Here is a 21862-nt window from a genome sequence, read left to right on the forward strand (position 1 = left end):
ATAGATTATTTTCTTATAAAACTTAGTAATTACATACTAATTTGTCGAAATTTGTTGTAAATAGGTACAAACTACGATACTATATAATAGCTAAAGGTGCCAAAAGACTCATTAATTATTTAATGAAACATCATAAAACATCATAAAACATCATAATAATATATGAAAAAGGCAAACTGTTCGAAAGAATAGGACGCAAAGCCCAAGGGTCTAAGGTGAAATCGTTATCTTTTTACTATTGATCGCCTGGCTACCAATTTTGGATTTATATTTACTTTAATCTAGTTGGCTATCCCCATTATGTGAGGATGGTTTTTTTGTGTTCTTTTTTAATCTTGAATTAAGTTATACGATCAACCGAAATTAAGTTTATTAAGTAAAATCTACAAACTTATCATGTTGATTGAACGAAACAGCCAGAAAATAAAAAAGATGAGGTGTAAACATGGATAAAACATCAGTTATTGGATTGCTTTTAGGTTTTATTGCAATCGGTGCAGGAATGGTTATGAAAGGGGTAAGCTTAGCTGCTTTATTCAACCCTGCAGCAATGCTTATTATTTTCTTTGGAACAGCAGCTACTGTGCTGATAGCTTTTCCTATCAGCACAGTAAAAAAAATCCCGACATTATTTAAAATCATATTTACAGAAGAGAAAAACCAAGATTTGAAAGCAGTTATTGATCTATTTACTAATTGGTCAGAACTCGTTCGAAAAGAGGGTATTTTGGCATTAGAAACAAAATTAAATGATATTGATGATACATTTCTAAAGTCTGGTATCGAATTGGCTGTTGATGGACAAACGTCTGATTTTATCCGAGATGTTTTGATTGAAAAAGTCGATGCAATGGAACAAAGACACCAAAGAGGCGCTAGAGTATTTACCCAAGCAGGTACATATGCTCCAACGTTAGGCGTACTAGGTGCCGTGGTTGGGCTGGTTGCTGCGCTTGGAAATATGGAAGATATAGACGCTTTAGGGCATTCCATTTCGGCTGCCTTTATCGCTACTTTATTTGGTATTTTTACTGGTTATGTGTTGTGGCACCCTTTTGCTAATAAGTTAAAAGAAAAATCTAAAATGGAGGTCCAAATAAAATACGTTATGATTGAAGGTATTTTGTCTGTGGCCAATGGTGAATCACCTATGGTTGTTAAAGATAAATTGAGTTCTTACCTTTCTCCTTCTGAACTGCATAAATTAAATCAGCAGCAACAAGAGGTGGGAGATAATGGTTAGAAAAAGAAAAAAACATGAAGATGACCATATCGATGAATCCTGGTTAATTCCATACGCCGATATATTAACGCTTCTATTAGCTTTATTTATCGTGTTATTTGCTATGAGTGAGATTGACGCTACTAAGTATCAAGAGCTTTCTCGAGTTTTTAATAGTGAGTTTAGTGGTGGAGACGGAATCATGGAACAGAGTAATAGTCCTGTAGAGGAAGCTGAACAGTCAACCGAAGAAGAAAGTGTAGATAAAAGTAAAGAAGAACTTAATCAGTTGGAGGATCTTCAACAAGATATTAATACATATATTCAAAAAAACAAACTGACTGAAGAATTAGGAACAAAGTTAACAGATGAGGGACTATTAATTTCTATTGAGAATAATGTGTTTTTTGATTCAAGTAGTGCAAAGGTAAAAGGGGAAGGAAGAGAAATTGCAAATGAAGTTTCAAAGTTTCTATATACTGACCCACCCCATCAGATTGTCGTAAGTGGACATACAGATAATATTCCTATTCACACTAGTGAGTTTTCCTCTAATTGGGATTTAAGTGTGATGCGAGCAGTAAATTTCATGCGTTTATTATTAAATAACGATAAATTAGAGCCCCAACGATTCAGCGCAAAAGGATTCGGAGAACATAACCCCATTGCACCAAATAACAATGAGAAGAATAGAGCTAAAAATAGACGCGTAGAAGTGCTTATTCTTCCAAACTATGATATCAAGACGAGTGAAACTAACTAGGTGTATTTGTGTCTAAAATTGGAATATTTTTAATTATTTGTCGAAAACTATTGAAACTAGGTATATATTGGGATATTATATAAAATATGAACTGAGACTATAGACTCAGATAACTTAAAATTAAATGAAAAAGGCAAACTATTCTAAAGAGTAGGACGCAAAGCGTTGGGTCTAAAGTAAGGTGTTTTATTCCTTATCATGATTGCCATGCTACCAAACCTAGATTTATTATTAATTTATTTAATCTAAATGGCTATCCCTGTAAATTTGAGGATAGCCATTTTTACTGGGATTTTTTAAATCTTTATCAAATTAATATAAATAAAATGCTTATATTGATCTTTAATAAAAAGGAGTAGTGAATTATTTGTTAACAACAGAAGAGAGAAGTCAAAATGTCACCAACTTGTTAAATGGGACAATTACATCGATAAAGAATGTTATTCCATTAGAACTAAACTTAGATAAGCCTCAAATATCGGAACAGTCATTAAAAATTGAATTTGGGGTATTGATCGGGATCACCGGAGATATTAAAGGGAAAATGATTTTGAATGGAGATCCTGCTGTCTTTGGATATATTGGCCACAAAATGTTTGGTATGCCTTTAGAAGGTGAGATGCTCTCCTCTTTTAGCGGAGAATTAGGCAATATGATCGCTGGTGGAATGTCTACGAATATAATTGAACAAGGACTTGGCACGGACATCACTTCCCCAACTATCCTAGAAGGAAAAACAACGCTAAGAGGTTACAAAAAAGCACTTCTTTTGCCGGTATCTTTTGAGAGTGCTGGAACAATGAATATTTATCTGTTGTTAGATTGATAGTGATTTAGGGAGGAGGTTTTTACATGGACACAGATCAGTACAAGGAGATATTCCTTGATGAAAGTCGAGAACATTTACAAGCAGTCAATGACAATATATTGAAATTAGAAAAAAATCCAAATCAGTTGGATTTGGTAAATGAAATTTTTCGTTCCGCCCATACCTTAAAAGGAATGGCTGCAACGATGGGATTCGAGGATATTGCATCGTTAACACACCAAATGGAGAATGTGCTTGATTTAATTCGTAGGAATGAATTAGCTGTTACAACAGCAGTTATTGATATCACTTTTGAAGCGATTGAATCCTTGGAAGAGATGGTTAGCGAAATTAGTGAAGGTGGAGAAGGGAAAAAGGATGTTTCCCATCTTGTATCTCAGCTAGAACGAATCGAGAAAGGAACTGCCTCACAAAAAGTAGATAACATCGACAAGGAAGTTTCGGTAGATATGAATTTAGATCAATATCAGTCGACTATTATTTCCCAATCAAAAGACCAAGGGTATCAGGCATTTCAACTAACGATTCAATTAAATGAAGACTGTATGTTAAAAGCAGCCCGTGTCTATATGATTTTTGAGGCTTTGGAAGAATTGGGGGAAGTAATCAAAGCCGTTCCTTCTGTGGAAGAACTGGAAGAGGAAAAATTCGAACAGTCGTTTTCACTGATTCTTCTATCTAAAGAAAATGAATTTATTATCGAAAAACGGGTTAAACAAGTTTCTGAGGTATATAGTGTCAAAGTATTTAGCTTAGATCAGATCCAAAAAGAAGAAGTGACGGTCATTGAAGCTAGTACCGAAGATTCTAAGGTTCATGAGGAAAAACCTCAATCGAAAAGTAAAAGTGCAGCTTCGAAAACGATTCGTGTCAACATTGAACGAATTGATCACCTGATGAATTTGTTCGAAGAGATGGTCATCGACCGTGGAAGGTTAGAAGACCTTTCGAAAAAGGTCGGGGACCAGGAATTAATCGAGACCGTTGAACATATGTCGAGAGTATCACAGGATATGCAAGGCATGATGTTAACGATGCGGATGGTACCAGTCGAACAAGTATTCAATCGATTTCCACGTATGGTACGAGGTCTTGCCAAGGACCTTAACAAAGAAATTGAACTGAAAATTAGTGGTGCGGATACCGAATTAGATCGAACAGTTGTCGATGAAATTGGCGACCCACTTGTCCACTTAATTCGTAATTCGATGGACCACGGGATAGAATCGCCTGAGAAACGGGTGCAACAAGGCAAAGAAAAGACCGGAACACTAGAATTACGCGCATTTCATAGTGGGAATCATGTGATAATCGAAATAGAAGATAATGGTGCCGGCATTAATCGTGAAAAAGTAATTGAAAAGGCCATTGCCAATGAACTGGTTACCGAAGAATGTTCGGAGAAGTTAACGAATGAAGAAATTAACGATTTGATATTTGCTTCAGGCTTTAGTACCGCTGATCAAGTTTCTGATGTCTCCGGAAGAGGAGTGGGATTAGATGTAGTAAGAAGTAAAATTGAATCGCTAGGTGGACATATTTTTGTTGAATCGGAAAAAGGACGAGGAAGTAAATTTTCAATTCAGTTGCCGTTAACCTTGTCCATTCTTGCAACTTTACTTGTCAAAGTAGTCGATGAAACCTATGCAATTCCCCTTTCTTCTATCGAGGAAACTGTACTTTTAAAGCCAGAACAAATCATGAATATGCAACAGCAGCCAGTCATGGATTTTAGAGGAAAAGTAATACCGATTCTTTCTTTAGCCGAAGTGTTTCAGGTTCCAAGTTATCAAAAAAGTACGGAACAAGGAAATACAGCGGTAGTGATTGTAAAAAAAGGAGAAAAAATGACTGGATTAATAGTCGATTCCTTTATTGGGCAAAAAGAAGTCGTCTTAAAGTCATTAGGAGAATTGTTGCAAGATGTAAAGGGCATATCCGGTGCAACGATATTAGGCGACGGACGCGTTTCATTAATCATTGATTCCAATGCATTAGTTAAGTAAAGGAGGTTATATCCATGGAAACTTTAGTAAAAGTGATTGTTTTTCAACTAAAGAATAATCAATATGGTGTCAACATTCAACAAGTACGATCAATCGAACGCTTGCAGAACGTGACGGAGGTTCCTCAAACGGTTGATTTTATTAAAGGAGTCATTAATCTCCGCGGTGAGATTACACCGATTATAGATTTAAAGGAACGACTACATATTGGCGAAACAGAGTACACAGATGACACCCGTGTTCTGATAATAAACATAAATACCATTCAAGTAGGACTAATTGTCGATGCCGCAACAGATGTGATAGATATTGACTCTTCTATTATTGATGCGCCACCTGAAATGATTGGTGGGGTTACGGAAGACTATATAACAGGTGTTGCTAAATTAGAAGATAAACTATTGATTTTATTAAACCTAGAATGTGTCTTAAATATGGATGAAATCAAAAAGATTGAGGAAGTCGTTGAGGACTAACGTGAAAGAAGGAGAGTACAACAATGGCAAAAATTTTAATAACGGATGATGCAGCATTTATGCGCATGCAGTTAAAAGATATATTGACAAAACTTGGCCATGAGGTAGTTGGAGAGGCAGAAAATGGACAAGTGTCCGTAGCAAAATACCAGGAATTACAACCGGACCTTGTCACAATGGATATAACGATGCCGGAGTTAGATGGTGTTGGTGCATTGAAGGAAATTAAAAAGTTCGATGCACATGCGAAAGTAATCATGTGTTCGGCAATGGGCCAACAAGGCATGGTGGTAGAAGCGATACAAGCAGGTGCGAAAGATTTTATTGTCAAACCATTTACGTCTGAGAGGATTGACGAAGCACTTAAAAAAGCACTTTAAGAAATACAACTATAAAAGGGGCGTTATTAATGAAAAATCTACTTAATTTTAAAAGTATTCGAATAAAAATACTGTTTGGTTTTAGTCTAGTTATTTTAATGGTACTGATTTTAGGAGTACTAAACTTTTTGTCAATCAATAATATCAATAAAGATACGGGAGATATTATTGATGAACAACTTCCGTTATTAGTTGCAAATGAAAAGTTAGCGTTCAACATGTCACAACGAATTGCATTGACACGAGGATATGCTTTGTTCGGTGATGAAGAATTCAGGGAAGGGTTTGATGAATACACAAAAAGTAGTATTCAATATGAAGAGGATATCTTAGCAACAAGTTATTCAGAAGAAGTTAAGGTGCTTATCGACAAGAGTGTCCAATGGCAAAAAACTGTAGAAAATAGTGTATTTGCTGAGTTGGACCGTGGAAACGAAGAAGCTGCTTTAGAGAATTTAGCATTAGTTGTTAAACCAATGGCTAATGAAATTATGGATGGGTTTGAAGAGTTGGCAATCCAACGTGAACAATTAGTTAAAGAAGAAGGTCAAAATATAGTGGAAAATGGTCAAGTTAGTCTAGTTGCAAGTATAGTGATTTCGATTCTAGTAATAATTATTGGCATTGTTGCTGCACTAATAACTGCTCGTGTAATTTCCAATCCAATTAAAACAATAATGGAACGTTTGAAGTTAATTGCTGATGGAGACCTAAGTCTTGAGCCACTTAAATCGAACTCTAAAGATGAAACTGGACAATTAGTGGTTGCGACGAATCAAATGAACGATAAAATGCGTGAAGTTTTACAACAAATTAATACTGTATCTGAAACAGTAAGTAGTTCAAGTGAGGAATTAACACAATCAGCTGGTGAAGTGAAGGAAGGTTCAATTCAAGTTGCGACTACTATGCAAGAATTGGCATCTGGATCGGAATCACAAGCAAATAATGCAACAGATCTTTCTGCTGTAATGGAGACATTTGTGGCTAGAATGCAAGAAGCGAATGCAAATGGAGACGACATCTATCGATCTTCCAACGATGTGCTTGGTATGACAGCAGAAGGCGGTAAATTGATGGATGCGTCAGTTAAACAAATGGCAACTATAGACCAAATTGTACAAGAAGCAGTACAGAAGGTTAAAGGTTTAGATACACAATCTCAAGAAATATCGAAGTTAGTATCTGTCATTAAAGATATTGCTGATCAAACGAACCTTTTAGCATTAAACGCGGCAATTGAGGCGGCACGTGCAGGAGAACACGGTAAAGGATTTGCTGTTGTAGCTGATGAAGTACGAAAACTTGCTGAACAAGTTAGCGTATCGGTTACGGATATCACAGGAATTGTAGAAAGTATTCAAACTGAGTCGACAGGGGTTGCGAAATCCTTACAAGGTGGCTATCAAGAAGTAGAAAAAGGAACGGGTCAAATTAAGACTACCGGAGAAACCTTTAAAGGAATTAATAATGCCGTGAAGGAAATGGTAGAGAAAATAAAATCCGTTACAACTAATTTGTCTACGATGTCTGCAAGTAGTCAAGAAATGAGTGCTTCTGTTGAAGAAATCGCCTCTGTTTCTGAAGAATCTGCAGCAGGTATCGAACAAACTTCAGCTTCTGCTCAACAAACTAGTAGCTCGATGGAAGAAGTTTCCGATAGTTCAGACGAACTTGCTAAATTAGCCGAGGAATTGAATGGACTGGTTCAAAAGTTTAAGTTGTAAGCACGAATTGTTATAAGATGTTGTCGATATAGATTTAAACGTAAGGGTAGTCAGTCAAGGATTGTTACGCTGACTACTCCTTTCTTTTTGGAAAAACGGCTGTTTCTCTAGAAAACGTAAAACCAATTCCACATAGATATTGTTAACATCGAAAGAAAGACTAAAAAAAGGTGAAGAAAAATGAAGATGATGATTATTAAGGAACCTTCTCTTCTAAGAGAAGGAATGTTAAATGTATTACGTGAAAGTTTTGGTGAGGAAAAAATTGTAGTCTATGGGTCAGATGATTTGCCGGATTTCTCTAAAATGGAATGCAAATCTGATTTAATTATTATTGATTGTGATACAGATATCGACATTTTGTCGTCTATTACTTATTTTAGAAACCAAAATAAGAAAATCATTGTATGGACATCTAGTTTAGATAACCATATTTTAATGGACTTATTTAAATTAGATTTAGATGGATATTTTTACAATGGAATGGAAAAGGAAGAATTACTTTCCTCCATTATGTCAGTATTTAATGGAAAGCAATTTGTCCACCCATCCCTGTCAACTATTCTCCTAGGAGATTACGTACGAATCAATAAAAAGATCGCAAACAAACCAGTTGGCATTTTATCTAATCGAGAATGGGAAGTACTAGAACTTCTTACTAAAGGGTGTAAAAACGAACAGATTGGAACGTTTTTGTTTATTTCTGAAAAGACCGTTAAAGGTCATGTCAGTAATATTATGAAGAAAATGGATGTCCCTGACCGAACAAATGTCGTATTGACCGCGCTTCGAAACAAATGGGTTGTCATTTAGGAGGTGAACAGCATAAAAGGATTATCCTTTTGGAAGTCTAAAACATTTTGGAAAATCATTTGTATTAATGTAGTTATTGTTGGAGGATTGTTTTTGCTTTTAACGTTAACATCACGACAGGTTCTATCCGATTACTCAGAGGAACACTATAAAACACTTTCAGAAAATACAACGTCTCGAATAAAGAATAAAGTAAACAATACCGTATTGGATTTAAAACAGCTAGGCACCCTTGTTCAGGAGAATTCATCCTTATTAGTAGATAACACCAGCCAGTTAAACGACTATTTAAGAAATGTAATCGGATATTCTCAGTATATAGATGGGGGTACAATCATTAACCGAGAAGGATCTGTTATTGGTTATTATCCCGAAGACCTGCAATCTGTAGACAACTTAATGGACCGGGATTATGTACAACAATCAATTCGTTCGAAAATGATAGTGTTTAGTAATATAGTCAGCACACATAATCGGGATATTGTCGTAATGTCGATACCGCTACTGAAAAATCATGAAGTAGAACGTGTTGTTAATTTGTCTATTCATTTAAAAAGTAATACATTTTTTCATTCTCTTGTGGAGGAATTAGAAATCACAGAGGAAAGTTATGCGTATATCATTGACGATAACGGAAGAATATTATTTCATTCTAACACCAATAAAATAGGAAAAATCGATTTTTCGCCAAATATAATCGAGACAGTAATGAGTGAAAATTACGGATATGAAAAGGTAACAAATGAAGAAGATGATGCCTTTTACGCTTCTTATAATTATATTGGAGGTCTAGGATGGAAGATTGTTGCACTAGTTCCTGTGAAATCCACGTTCGTATCTTCAGTTGAATTTCAAAACATCCTAATTCCAATTTTTGTTACCTTATCTATAGTGTTATTTCTAATTATTACCTTCATGATGCACCAAAACCATAAACCATTCACAAGATTGTTTGAAGCGATCGAATCAATTAGTAAAGGGGAATATACTACTTTGATAGAAGGGGTAGATGAGAAAACAGAAATAGGAACCATTATCGCTAAATTTAATGTTATGGTCGATGAACTTGAACAATATAAAGAGGAAAATCGTCAAAAGACTAAAGAGTTGAAGAAGCACCGAAATTTCTTGAACCGAGTGATTGACTATAATCCAAACGGAATTTATGCGATGAATTGGTCTGGGGAATACACATTAGCAAACAAAGAGTATGCCAGCATGTTCGATTTAACTCCTGATGATATTATAGGTAAAAAAGAACAAGAATTTAATCCGGATATAGAATCCGTACAAAAGTATTTAAAAATTAATCGTGATGTCATCACTAGTGGAGTAGAAAGGGAAATTGAAGATTATTTCCTAGACGACGATGGGAATAAACGATGGTTTCATATTGGGAAAGTCGCTATAACTAATGATAATGGTGAGGCAGAGGTACTCACTGTTGCAACAGATATAACCGATCGCAAACAACAGGAAGAAGTAATTACACATCAAGCCTATCATGATGATTTGACGGGGATACCGAATCGAAAACTGTTTAAAAAAAGACTAAAACAAGAAGTAGAGGCTGCAAACGAAAATGATTATGCATTCTCCTTACTTTTTTTAGACTTGGACCGTTTCAAGTATATTAATGATACCTTTGGTCACGATGCAGGAGATGCTTTATTACAAATGGTAAGCAATCGTTTTGATAGCTGTCTTTCGAATCAACATATCATCTTTCGATTAGGCGGAGATGAGTTTACCGTTATCATTCCAGGAGTGAATCAACGTCAAGAAGTTGCGGATTTATCCAAAAAAATATTAACTGCCTTATCGGAACCGTATGAGATTGATGGAAATCGGTTCATTATTACCGCTAGTATCGGGATTAGCATCTTCCCGAATGATGGTCAAAGCGCGGATTTCTTAACGAAAAATGCTGATATTGCCATGTATCAAGCTAAAGATCAAGGGAAAAATACTTTCCGCTTTTATACACCGGATATGGAAACTGAACTAGCAATGAAGTTAAAATTAGAAATGGATCTTTATCTAGCATTACAAAGAGATGAGCTATTTATTCACTATCAGCCCATTACGGATACAAAAACGGAGAGTATAGCTGGAATGGAAGCCTTGCTTCGGTGGGAACATCCACAATTGGGACTAATTTCACCAGCTCAATTTGTACCGATTGCAGAAGAAACCGGCCTAATTCACTCGATAGGTGAATGGGTGTTAAGAACCGCGTGTATCCAAACGAAAATGTGGCAAGAAGAAGGAAATTATCCGATTAAAGTATCGGTTAATTTATCTCCCGTTCAATTAAGAGATGCTACGATAGTCGATAAGGTTGAAGGGATTTTACAAGAGACTGGACTTGATCCAGTATGGCTAGAATTAGAAATTACAGAATCAACGATTATGGAGAATAAACGAGAAGTAGTGAAAATTCTTAAACGATTACGAAGTTTCGGGGTTCGTATTGCAATTGATGATTTTGGCACGGGATATTCTTCATTGAATGTGTTAAAACGATTGCCAATCGATACCATAAAAGTAGACCGTTCCATCGTACAACATTTATTGGAAAAAGAAGTGGATGATGTGATTCTAACTGCGGTATTTGATATCGCTAAAAAAATGAATTTAACGGTTATCGCAGAGGGTATTGAAACAGAGGAACAGTATAATTACCTAAAAGAAAAATACTGTCAATATGTACAAGGATTCTTGTTCAGTCAACCGTTAACAAATGAACAATTCATCCAATTTTTAAAGAAGAAATCGCATAACGATTATCACTTGAGAAGAGTCAATGGTGTTAAATGAAAAGTAAAGCCTTAAACACTACGGTAACCCTCGTGGGTATGAAAAGAAGGGAATAAGTCGTCTATGCAAAACGATTATCAATATTTTATTGAAAAAGTCAAAAAGAAAACAGGAATTGATCTTTCTTTATACAAAGAACAACAGATGAAGCGCCGAATAACGTCTTTGAGTAACAAGCACGGCTATTCTAGCTTGCAAAGTTTTTACAAAGGTATAGAGAAGGATAAAGAATTATTGGAAATATTTTTGAATTATTTAACGATTAATGTTACTGAATTTTATCGAAATCGTAAGCAGTGGGATACTTTAGAGAAGACCATTTTGCCCAATATTATCCAAGAACAAGGCAAAATTAAAGTATGGAGTGCAGCTTGCTCAACCGGAGAAGAACCATATTCGTTAGGAATTCTTTTAACTAAATACTTAGATGCTTCAAAAATATCGATTTCAGCTACGGACCTAGATCAGACTATTTTAAATCGAGCGAAAGTCGGTCTGTATTCTGAAAAAGCCTTAACAGAAATCGCAAAGGATGAAATAGCCAGATGCTTTACTAACAGCGGTGATTCTTATCAAATATCTAGTCAAATCAAACGGGTGATCACCTTTAAAAAACATGATTTATTAGTAGATAGTTACCCAAGAAATTATGATTTAATCGTTTGCCGTAATGTGCTTATTTACTTTACCGAAGAGGCGAAAGATACGATTATTCAAGGGTTTAGCCAATCGTTAAAAAAAGGTGGTATTTTGTTCATTGGTTCAACAGAACGAATTCATAATCCTAAACACTATGGATTAGAATCCGTTAGTTCATTCTTCTTTCGAAAATTATAATAGTATTTGAGAGACAGTAAGTTGATGCTGTTTTCTCTTCTACTAATCTATGAAAAAGATGTGTCTTTAAATGAGTTTAACGACAGGGTTCGTATTTCAAATTAGTCTCGGGATATTAAAAATAGCCGGAATTAAGAAAATTATAAGTAGATCGAGTGCAAATTGATAGAGTTAGAGGATTTCAGTTGTCGAAATTGCTTACCAACGAAAGGGATGAGAAATAAAATGATTGACGTTTCAACCTTGGATAAATACATAGACTGTTCCAATTGCCATTCCAAAAAAAGTGTCATGTATATTAGTCTTGGCGAAAAAAACTCAGAATCCATTAAACTTTGTTTATACTGTGCAGAAGAGTTACAAGAACAACTTAACGTAACTAACACAATACTTAAATTGTCCCACTTATAAAGTTGCTCCGCAAAATCACCCTCTATCAAGTAGAAAAAATTCTATTGTATGCAGATAAGTATAACAAAAATAATCATAAAATTATTTCCAATACGTAATGCAACTAAGGTGCTAAATTTCGTAAAACCTACTCCTTCGGTAATTAGGGGTAGGTTTTATTTTATACTGTTACGTGTACCGGACATTATCAGTGTAAAGTCATTTATACTTTTCTAATGCTTCCTATTTCACTTTCACCACTTGCTACATCAGAAGTATCATTGCTCGGAAAAATAAATAGGAAAAAAAGTAAAATGATAACCTGTCCTAGTAAAAGTTTCATTATAATTCATTCACTCCTCCAGCAGTTTAATCGATTTATAATAATTATCCGCAGATTGTTTGTATTTTTTACTATTATAATAAAATTCACCTAACTTTAAATAGCATTGTTTTAGCATCTTATAATTGTTTGTTATAAGAAAAAAACTGATTAGTTTATCTAAATTTAATTCATAGTCTTCGGTGTCTTGTCCTGCTAGTAAATAATAATCATTAAATACATATAATAGCTTATGGTAATCCTCTTCATCTTCTGTTAATAAATTAGCTACCCAATAAAAGTTTTGTGCTTCTTTTGTGTTTTTTTCGATAAGTTTACAAGCTATGATCTCTCGATAAGTAATTAATAAATCCGCTTTTTGACTTCCTTCTTTAACTTTTAAAGCACTGATGAAAAGGATTATGGCACTTTCTATGTTTCCTTCATTTTTTTCGAGCAAACCAAAATTATGGTAAATATAGCCTAATATATCTAAATAGCTGTTTTTTTCGGCTATCCTTTTGGATTCATTAAATGCAATTAAAGCATTTTTATAATTTCTTGTTTCTCTATGTAATGAACCAAGTAGGTTTAAAGATAGCGCTAAATCATATTCTTTATTTAGACTTGAGTAGTAATCAATTGCTTCTTTGATTATCTCAATGGCTTTAGGATAGTCGCATAAATGTTTATATATAATACTCATGTTATAGGATGTAATAGCCTTTATTTCTTTACTTGTGGTGGTGTTTTTTAAATTTAAAAAAGAGTCTATTGACTTTGAAAAATCATAGTTCTTGAAGTAGAACAATCCATAATAATAATAAACAGCTTTTTCAATATATGTAGGTAAATCTCTAATTGTTTCTTTTTTTAAATAAGGTTCAATGAATTGTTCATGTAGAACTTTATATTCTGTTTTATCATTTGTTTTTAGAAGATAAGTTCCTTTAAGAATGAGGTAATAACATTCTAACTTAGGTGATGAAAGATACTTATAATAGTTAGAATCTATCATGTTAATTAGTGATTGTGCTTTTTTTAAGTCAAAAACGACATAACTAAATATCTTTTTTAACAAATTTACAAGTTCGATATCGTGATCATCAAACTCTTGTAAGTAGGAAGATGGTAACTCAAGTCTCTCTGCTATATAAGGTAAAAAATTCGATTCTGGCTGGATCATTCCATTTTCAATTCTACTTAATTTAGATGATGAAGTAATACCTTTTGCTAGAGAGACTAATGATAACCCTCTTAATGTTCTATTGATATGAATCCTTCTACCTATATGTATTTCTTCCACCTCCTTCTATAGTCCTATTTAGTATAACTGATTGGTTAGTTGACATCCAATAATATGTATTTATTTGGAATTTTTTTTGAAGAGTTAACTAGAATTCTACATTTTATTTTGTTAATCTTAAGATTAAGAGTTAATTGACTGGACAGATCCAAATGGATAACAATCATGAATTGAATCTAATACAAACTGCAGTAGATTAGAAATTAAAAGGTGGTGTTTTAATGGATGTAGCATTAGCTTCAATGGTTTTAAGTCAGGGACAAGTTCAGCAACAAGCATCATTGTCAGTTATGAAGAAAGCGATGGATCAGGCTGAAGGAAATGCTGATTTTGTCAATGAAATGTTGAATGGGTCGAACGTGCAAATGTCGCAGCAAGTAGCTCAGCCTCATTTAGGTGGGAATGTTGATATAAAAGGATGAATGGTTAACAAGGTCATTTGGAATAAATCCAGGTGGCTTTTTTACTAGTTGTAATATAAGTCACTATTGTTAACTCAGCGATAGACTAATAATTTCTCTATTGGAAGGCAATTAACGATGGCTTTCTAAAATACCCTATTACTGAAATCTCCTAATAAACTTAAAAGTTATTAAAAACCTCTTCACATCCTCCTAAGTTGTCCGATATAAAAAGAAAAGAGGAGATGGCAAAAGCCATGAACGTTGGGAATATTATATCAGGATCCCAACTCCTGCAAAGAGCTGAAAACATCGAGTTTCCAACATCTGCAAGAGAACGATCCGTCAGTCATCAACCGGTTGAGTTGTATCAAAGTATTAAAAACAAGGAGCAGCAACAAGATACTCCTGTCGAACTAAATAAAGAAGAAGCAAAAACATTAGTAGAAAGCTTGAATAAATTTTTAGAACCTACTTATACAAATTTAAAATTTGAATTTCATGAAAAACTGGAAAAGTATTATGTGACAGTAATCGACCCTACATCTAAAGAAGTTATAAAAGAAATTCCACCAAAGAAGCTGTTAGATGTCTATGCGTCGATGGCTGAATTAATGGGATTTATCGTTGATGAAAAAGTTTAAACGGAAGGCGTGTGAATTATGGTTTATAGTGTAAATACTTCAAGCAGAATAACAGGCCTTGCATCGGGGATGGATACTGACTCGATGGTGAAGGAACTAATGGCTGCAGAACGGATACCGCTTGATAAGATGGAGCAGGATAAGTCGTGGATGACTTGGCAACGAGATTCGTTTCGGGATGTTAATAAGCTTCTATTTGATCTAGATAGCAAAGTCCTAGATATGAAAATGGAAAAGACATATAATTCTAAAACGACAACTTCATCTAATTCTAACGCTATTTCAGCAACAACAACAGCTACTACTCCAAATGGCAGTTATTCTGTTGCAGTGGGAGAATTAGCATCTGCTGCCATAAATGTAGGAAATGAACTTGACTTAACAGCTGAGGGTAACAAAATTGATCCTACAAAAAGTCTGGCGAGTCAGTTTTCTACTGTTACAGTACCAAGTTCATTTGAATTCTCTGTTTACAATGAGGATGGGAAAAGTGAACCATATGAAATTAAGATTGAGCAAGGCGATACCTTGAACAGCGTATTGAAAAAAATCACAAATAGTGATGCAGATGTTCGTGCGTTTTATGACTCTACTTCTAATAAAGTTGTTTTAGAACGTTCTAAGACAGGGAATTTCAATAAAGACGCTACCATCGATAATGGTCATGAAATAACTTTTGGAACTGGCTTTTTAACTGAAACTTTAAACCTAGTTCAAGGCAATGAACAAGATGGAACAAATGCAGTGTTCACCTATAATGGGAAGTTAACCATTGAATCGACCACCAATTCCTATACATTAAATGATATAACTTTTAACTTTAAAGAAGCAAATAGCACTTCCACTATATCAGTTTCCAACAATGTAGACGCATCCTACGACAAAATCATGGAGTTTATCGATCAATATAATGAAACAATCGAAAAGGTAAATGGTTATTTGACTGAAGAGCGATTTCGTGATTTTAAACCACTGACTGCAGAACAAAAGAAAGCAATGTCTGAAGATGAAATTGAGCAATGGGAAGAAAAGTCAAAGAGTGGAACATTAAAAGGCGAAAGTATTTTATCTTCTGGCTTAAACAATATGAGACAAAATTGGTACGGGACAGTTGATAATAATAGCGCCCTAACACATCTTACTCAAATTGGTATAAATACGTCCTCGAACTATATGGATAAAGGAAAGCTAGAAGTTGATGAGGACCAGTTAAAAAAAGCGTTGCGAGAAGATCCGCAATCTGTTCATAAACTATTCTCAAATGACGTGAAGGGCTCAGGACGTGGAATTATTAACCGGTTAGAAGATTCGATTGAATCGACGATGAAAAATATTGAATCTCGAGCGGGTAAAACAACCTCAACGTTACAACAATATACTCTTGGAAGAAATTTAGATAGTATTGATGATCGCATTTCCGCGTTTGAAGATCGATTAGTGCAAACGGAGAATCGCTACTGGAAACAGTTTGCTCAGATGGAAAAAGCAATCCAACAAATGAATCAGCAATCCAATTATTTAATGCAACAATTTAGTTATTAATGAATTAATCTAGCTGTATGAGGAGTGTTCAAATCTATGTCACAACAGCAATACCAAGTATATAAAAATAATTCAGTAACAACTGCATCACCTGGTGAACTTACATTGATGCTTTATAATGGTTGTCTGAAGTTTATCAAACAAGCAAAGCGTGGGATGGAAGACGGAAAATATGAGTTGAAAAACACTAGCATTCAAAAAGCGCAACGAATTATCCAGGAACTAATGGTGACACTTGATCAAAGTTCTGAGATTGCTAAAGAAATGATGCCATTGTATGACTATATAAATCGTCAACTAGTGGATGCTAATATTAAAAATGATCAAGCAATTTTAGATGAAGTTGCTGTTCTAGTTACCGACTTTCGTGATACGTGGAAAGAGGTAATTAAATTAAATCGCCAACAGCAGTATGGACAAGGTGCAAACTTTTAATGAATCGAATGGACAGTTTTTATCAGGTCACCATGGAGTTACATAAACTAGTTACAGAAAATAGTGCTAGTGAAAAAAGAACAGAAACAATCACTACTATTAATAATTTACTAGACAAACGACAACAGTTGCTTAATGAAATTAAACCACCATACACAGATAAGGAAAAAGAAATAGGCCAACAGTTATTACTGAGAAATAAGGAAATAGAGCAGAAGTTAGATGAGATCTTCAATCAAGTTAAAACCGATATGGGAACCTTGAAGAAAAAGAAAAGTTCTAACACTAAATACACAAATCCTTATCAGAATCTATCGAACTTCGATGGTATGTTTCTAGACCATAAGAAATAGGTGATTAAATGAAAGAATTAACGGATGCCAAGCGTCAAATGCTAAGAGATTATAATGGACTGCTTTCGGTAATGACTGACGGCTTTGATTACTTAGAATCCAATTTAAATGAAGAAACACTCGAACAAACTGATGTACGAGTGTTTAATGACTTACTTGCTTCTTTTGAACAGTTGAACAAGTGTCACCAACAAATGACGGCTATTTTCTCAGACAATAAACAATTTAGTGATTTAATTGAAGAGTTTAAAGAAATTATTAAGCTATTTTCTGAATGCTTTACAACTACTTCATCTGCGGAAAAAAAGGATTTGTTATCAAGTAAGGTTATTCCAGCATTTGAACGTTTTAAACAACAGATGGAACAATTAGTAGCACCACATATTACCCACTAAAGAACTTCTACTATTACAATGTAATAAGTCATCAATGGCTTACGTAATATTGTATTAGTAGTTTTTTATTTTATAGATTATTATGCTGATAATCAGTGCAGAAGCCTGTAGTGTCACGATTATTGGTCTAAGAAATTTGTCGTTTTTAACAATTTTGTGTCAAATCTATCGACAATGAATAAAAAGTATTTAGTTTAAGAAGGAATTAGACAGGGTATTCTAGAAATATAAGTATATGAAAGATATATCAAAGATATAAAGGAGGACACTTTCATGAATTATAACATCCGTGGTGAAAATGTTGAGGTTACTGGGTCAATTAAGGAGTACGTTGAAAGAAAAATAGGCAAACTAGAGCGTTATTTTGATACACCTCCAACGTCTGACGTCAACGTGAATATAAGTGTCTATAATGATGAACAGCAAATTGAAGTTACAATACCAATGGTTAATTTATTACTTAGAGCAGAGGAACGTCATGTTGATTTATACGCTTCGATTGATCTTGTAGTAGATAAATTAGAACGCCAAATTAGAAAATATAAAACAAAAGTAAATCGTAAATTTCGTCAAAAAGGTTCACCAAAGCATGTGTTTGCAGAGTTAGAACGTGAGCGTGAAGCTCAAGCTGTACAAGAACTAGATGCAGATGATGAGTTAGAAATAGTACGGACCAAGCGTTTTGATCTTAAACCAATGGATTCAGAGGAAGCAGTCTTACAAATGGATATGTTAGGACACGCATTCTATGTCTTTACCAATGCCATATCTGGCGACACAAACGTCGTTTATCGACGCAGAGATGGACGGTATGGTTTAATTGAACCTAGCTAAATAATATAATAGATAAATAAAAGGGTGATTCCGCGATGTGGGGTCACCTTTTTACTTTAATTAAAGTAAATCTAAAGCCGTGGTATTTTCCATAAAAATTGAAAATATAACTGATTTTAAGTTTTCTAATTTGATAGCAATTACTTGTTATCACTAGTCTTTTAGCATGATAAAGTCGAACGATGTCGAACGGTTCTTTTATATCTTCCATTTTTCGATTATGGTTTGTTAAAATTATCGATTGAAGGCTATTTCGAGTCTTTTTGTGTCGAATTCAGTAGAAAAAAGATTGAATTCCCCCTTTTGGTTGTCCATTTTTCAAAAATGGAAGTTAGACCAAATTTAATTGTCTATGATATAACTGGATCAACAGCTAAACAAGGGGCGTATTCATTATGACTAATGACTGTGGCAAATGTAACTTGATTTATCAAAAGCTTGAGCAACATGAGCAGACAATCACCCAATTATTAGCTATTATCGCTGTTACCAATCGCAAACTAAGTGAGCTGAACTACCGGCAAAATAGTTATGAGCGCATGCATTCCCACATACCAAGCTCAACCTCCGCTAATTTTGCCATAGGAGCATATCCTAAATCCTCGAATACGCCTAACCGAAAGGAGTAGCCAATCCTCAGGCTACTCTTTTCGGTTTATTTCAATAATAGTGTTCAAACGAATGATTAGAGAGTTCTGCAATCATCTCTTATCTTGTCTTTGAAATGTGCTAGTGTTATTATTAAGTTTGGATTATACTAAAAAAGTTTTACTATATAAATGAATGATTTCCATTTACAGAGGAGCGTTTAACATGCGTGGATTACTAAAGAAGGTTTTCGGGGATGGTAACCAACGTCAATTGAATCAACTACAGAATTATGTAGAAGAAATTGAAGCGCTGGAACCAGGGTATGAGAAACTATCTGACGAAGAATTAAGAGGAAAAACGGAACAATTTAAAAAGCGTTACCAAGATGGTGAAAAGCTTGATGATATGTTGATAGAAGCATATGCGGTTGTCCGCGAGGCTGCTAAAAGAGTCTTGAATTTAAGACCATTTGCTGTCCAGTTACAAGGTGCAGTTTCCTTGCATAAAGGCGACATTGCCGAAATGAAAACAGGGGAAGGTAAAACACTAGCCTCAACAATGCCTGCTTATTTGAATGCGATCACTGGAAAAGGTGTCCACATTATCACCGTTAACGAATACTTAGCTGAACGTGATGCCAAGGATATGGGTGTTCTTTATGAGTTTCTAGGCTTAACTGTTGGTACGAACGGTAATGGTATGACCAAAGATGAAAAACGTGCGGCTTACATGGCAGACATTACTTATGGTACCAATAATGAGTTTGGCTTTGATTATTTGCGTGATAATATGGTGCTTTACAAAGAACAAATGGTTCAACGACCGTTGCACTTTGCGATTATTGATGAGGTAGACTCCATTCTTATTGATGAAGCTAGAACACCGCTAATTATCTCTGGTTCGGCATCGAAGTCGGCTAATATGTATCAACAGGCAAATTCGTTTGTTCGTACTTTGAAAAATGAAGAAGATTATACCTATGATGAAAAAACAAAAGGTGTGCAAATGACTGAAGAAGGGATAAATAAATCTGAGCGTTTCTTCGGAATAGAAAACCTTTTTGATTTAAATAATGTTACCCTGACACACCACATTAACCAAGCATTGAAAGCACATGTCTCGATGCACCGTGATACGGATTATGTCATCGAAGAAAATGAAGTTGTTATCGTTGACCAATTTACTGGCCGTCTAATGAAGGGTCGTAGATATAGTGATGGATTGCACCAATCAATTGAAGCAAAGGAAGGCTTGCAAATTCAAAATGAGAGCATGACCTTGGCCTCAATCACATTCCAAAACTTTTTCCGTATGTATAAAAAGCTAGCTGGTATGACTGGTACGGCGAAAACAGAGGCAGAGGAATTCCGTAACATTTACAATATGGATGTCGTTGCAATTCCAACAAATCAACCAATTGTACGTGATGATAAGGCTGATTTGATTTATAAATCAATTAACGGTAAATTCAGAGCCGTAGTTGAGGAAATAAAAGAGCGGAACCAAGCAGGACAACCTGTACTTGTCGGTACTGTTGCTGTTGAAACGTCTGAATTGATTTCAAATATGTTAACCAAAGCTGGAGTTAAACATAATGTATTAAACGCCAAAAACCACTACCGCGAAGCAGAAATCATTGAGAATGCTGGTCAACGTGGAGCGGTAACGATTGCCACTAACATGGCTGGTCGTGGTACGGACATTAAGCTTGGTGATGGTGTAATAGAACTTGGTGGATTATCGGTTGTTGGTACGGAAAGACACGAGTCACGCCGTATTGATAATCAGCTTCGTGGACGTTCTGGACGTCAAGGTGACCCAGGTGTTACCCAGTTCTACCTATCGATGGAAGATGAGCTAATGCGCAGATTTGGATCAGATAACATGCGAGCAATGATGGAAAAGCTTGGCATGGATGATGACCAACCAATTGAAAGTAAAATGGTTTCTCGTGCTGTTGAATCAGCGCAAAAGCGTGTTGAGGGTAATAACTTTGATGCACGTAAAACTGTTCTATCCTATGATGATGTATTACGTGAGCAACGTGAAATTATCTATAAACAGCGTTTTGACGTTATTGATTCCGAGAACTTGCGTGGCATTATTGAGCAAATGATTGAAACTTCTGTTGAAAAAACAGTTGAAATTCATACGCCAGATGAGCAGGAAGAAAATTGGAACTTTGATGCGATTTTAGAATATCTAAATGCTAACCTTATTGAGGATAACTATATTTCTGAGCAAGACCTGAAAGGGAAAGAACCTAAAGAAATGGTCAGTGTGATTATGGACCGCGTCAGACAAAAGTATGACGAAAAAGAAGAAGAGCTTACATCTGAACAAATGCGTGAATTTGAAAAAGTCATTCTACTTCGTACAGTTGATACGAAATGGATGGACCATATTGATCAAATGGACCAATTGCGCCAAGGGATTCACTTACGTGCATATGGACAAAATGATCCATTACGTGAATATCAAATGGAAGGCTTTGGCATGTTTGAACAAATGGTTGACGCAATTAATGAAGATGTCGCTCGTTACGTAATGAAAGCTCAAATTCGTGAAAACTTACAGCGACAAGAAGTAGTAAAAGATGCAAAAGCTGTTTCAGGTGATCAGGAGAAAAAGAAAGTCAAACGTCCTTTTGTTAAATCAGATGACGTCGGAAGAAATGAACCTTGTCCCTGTGGTAGTGGCAAGAAATACAAGAACTGTCATGGCCGTTAGATTAGGGTTTTAAATAGGGAGACACTTCCACAGGTTAGCGAAGTGT

19 protein-coding genes and 2 riboswitches are annotated in these 21862 nt (G+C 35.1%); of the genes, 18 read left to right on the plus strand and 1 reads right to left on the minus strand.

All coding sequences use genetic code 11. The annotated features are described in order from the left end of the window. The first annotated feature begins 160 nt into the window (after positions 1 to 160). Positions 161 to 258: riboswitch (cyclic di-GMP riboswitch) on the plus strand. A gap of 187 nt (positions 259 to 445) precedes the next feature. The 10 genes from motA to LD272_RS13545 all read left to right on the plus strand — a co-directional run bounded on the left by motA (position 446) and on the right by LD272_RS13545 (position 11873). Then, entirely contained in the window at positions 446 to 1243 is a 798-nt protein-coding gene (motA, locus tag LD272_RS13500) for a flagellar motor stator protein MotA (RefSeq protein WP_226037132.1), read from the plus strand. Beyond that, positions 1236 to 1985, plus strand: a complete 750-nt coding sequence (gene motB, locus LD272_RS13505) for a flagellar motor protein MotB (protein WP_226037133.1) — start codon at positions 1236 to 1238, stop codon at positions 1983 to 1985. Before motA ends, motB begins: the two co-directional genes overlap by 8 nt. Positions 1986 to 2107: 122 nt before the next feature. Continuing rightward, positions 2108 to 2203, plus strand: a riboswitch (cyclic di-GMP riboswitch). Positions 2204 to 2343: 140 nt separating this feature from the next. Continuing rightward, positions 2344 to 2811: a chemotaxis protein CheX gene (locus LD272_RS13510; RefSeq protein ID WP_369413982.1), complete on the plus strand. Its 468-nt coding sequence runs from the start codon at positions 2344 to 2346 to the stop codon at positions 2809 to 2811. Positions 2812 to 2837: 26 nt separating this feature from the next. Beyond that, positions 2838 to 4820: a chemotaxis protein CheA gene (locus tag LD272_RS13515; RefSeq protein WP_226037135.1), complete on the plus strand. Its 1983-nt coding sequence runs from the start codon at positions 2838 to 2840 to the stop codon at positions 4818 to 4820. 14 nt (positions 4821 to 4834) lie between these two features. Beyond that, a complete protein-coding gene (locus tag LD272_RS13520; protein ID WP_226037136.1) occupies positions 4835 to 5296 on the plus strand; it encodes a chemotaxis protein CheW in 462 nt (153 codons plus the stop codon). A gap of 23 nt (positions 5297 to 5319) precedes the next feature. After that, positions 5320 to 5676, plus strand: a complete 357-nt coding sequence (locus LD272_RS13525; RefSeq protein WP_226037137.1) for a response regulator — start codon at positions 5320 to 5322, stop codon at positions 5674 to 5676. 29 nt (positions 5677 to 5705) lie between these two features. After that, complete coding sequence (locus tag LD272_RS13530; protein ID WP_226037138.1) at positions 5706 to 7403, plus strand: methyl-accepting chemotaxis protein; 1698 nt, start codon at positions 5706 to 5708, stop codon at positions 7401 to 7403. Positions 7404 to 7583: 180 nt separating this feature from the next. After that, entirely contained in the window at positions 7584 to 8216 is a 633-nt protein-coding gene (locus LD272_RS13535) for a response regulator transcription factor (RefSeq protein WP_226037139.1), read from the plus strand. Between the two features lie 93 nt (positions 8217 to 8309). Further along, entirely contained in the window at positions 8310 to 11036 is a 2727-nt protein-coding gene (locus LD272_RS13540) for a bifunctional diguanylate cyclase/phosphodiesterase (protein WP_226037140.1), read from the plus strand. Positions 11037 to 11099: 63 nt separating this feature from the next. Beyond that, positions 11100 to 11873 (plus strand): CheR family methyltransferase, encoded by a 774-nt coding sequence (locus LD272_RS13545; protein ID WP_226037141.1) that lies wholly within the window; start codon positions 11100 to 11102, stop codon positions 11871 to 11873. A gap of 743 nt (positions 11874 to 12616) precedes the next feature. Here the strand turns inward: LD272_RS13545 and LD272_RS13550 are convergent. After that, on the minus strand, positions 12617 to 13891 hold the full coding sequence (locus tag LD272_RS13550; RefSeq protein WP_226037142.1) for a tetratricopeptide repeat protein: 1275 nt from the start codon (positions 13889 to 13891) through the stop codon (positions 12617 to 12619). Between the two features lie 221 nt (positions 13892 to 14112). Here LD272_RS13550 and LD272_RS13555 point away from each other — a divergent pair, with 221 nt between their 5' ends. The 8 genes from LD272_RS13555 (at position 14113) to secA (ending at position 21816) form a co-directional block, all read left to right on the plus strand. After that, positions 14113 to 14313 carry a YjfB family protein gene (locus tag LD272_RS13555; protein ID WP_226037143.1) on the plus strand — a complete coding sequence of 67 codons (201 nt, stop codon included), beginning with the start codon at positions 14113 to 14115 and terminating at the stop codon, positions 14311 to 14313. 236 nt (positions 14314 to 14549) lie between these two features. Further along, positions 14550 to 14936, plus strand: coding sequence for a flagellar protein FlaG (flaG, locus tag LD272_RS13560; protein WP_226037144.1), 387 nt, complete (start codon positions 14550 to 14552; stop codon positions 14934 to 14936). A gap of 18 nt (positions 14937 to 14954) precedes the next feature. Next, positions 14955 to 16478: a flagellar hook-associated protein 2 gene (locus LD272_RS13565; protein ID WP_226037145.1), complete on the plus strand. Its 1524-nt coding sequence runs from the start codon at positions 14955 to 14957 to the stop codon at positions 16476 to 16478. Positions 16479 to 16514: 36 nt separating this feature from the next. Continuing rightward, positions 16515 to 16913 carry a flagellar export chaperone FliS gene (gene fliS, locus LD272_RS13570; protein WP_226037146.1) on the plus strand — a complete coding sequence of 133 codons (399 nt, stop codon included), beginning with the start codon at positions 16515 to 16517 and terminating at the stop codon, positions 16911 to 16913. Continuing rightward, complete coding sequence (fliT, locus tag LD272_RS13575; RefSeq protein ID WP_226037147.1) at positions 16913 to 17266, plus strand: flagellar protein FliT; 354 nt, start codon at positions 16913 to 16915, stop codon at positions 17264 to 17266. The genes fliS and fliT overlap by 1 nt, the downstream gene beginning before the upstream one ends. Before the next feature lie 8 nt (positions 17267 to 17274). Further along, a complete protein-coding gene (locus tag LD272_RS13580) occupies positions 17275 to 17661 on the plus strand; it encodes a DUF8042 domain-containing protein (protein ID WP_226037148.1) in 387 nt (128 codons plus the stop codon). A gap of 273 nt (positions 17662 to 17934) precedes the next feature. Then, positions 17935 to 18495: a ribosome hibernation-promoting factor, HPF/YfiA family gene (gene hpf / locus LD272_RS13585; RefSeq protein ID WP_226037149.1), complete on the plus strand. Its 561-nt coding sequence runs from the start codon at positions 17935 to 17937 to the stop codon at positions 18493 to 18495. An 813-nt stretch (positions 18496 to 19308) separates the two neighbouring features. Continuing rightward, entirely contained in the window at positions 19309 to 21816 is a 2508-nt protein-coding gene (gene secA / locus LD272_RS13590) for a preprotein translocase subunit SecA (protein WP_226037150.1), read from the plus strand. The last annotated feature ends 46 nt before the right edge of the window (positions 21817 to 21862 follow it).

It is taken from the genome of Aquibacillus saliphilus (genome assembly GCF_020404745.1).
Lineage (GTDB): Bacteria > Bacillota > Bacilli > Bacillales > Amphibacillaceae > Aquibacillus > Aquibacillus saliphilus.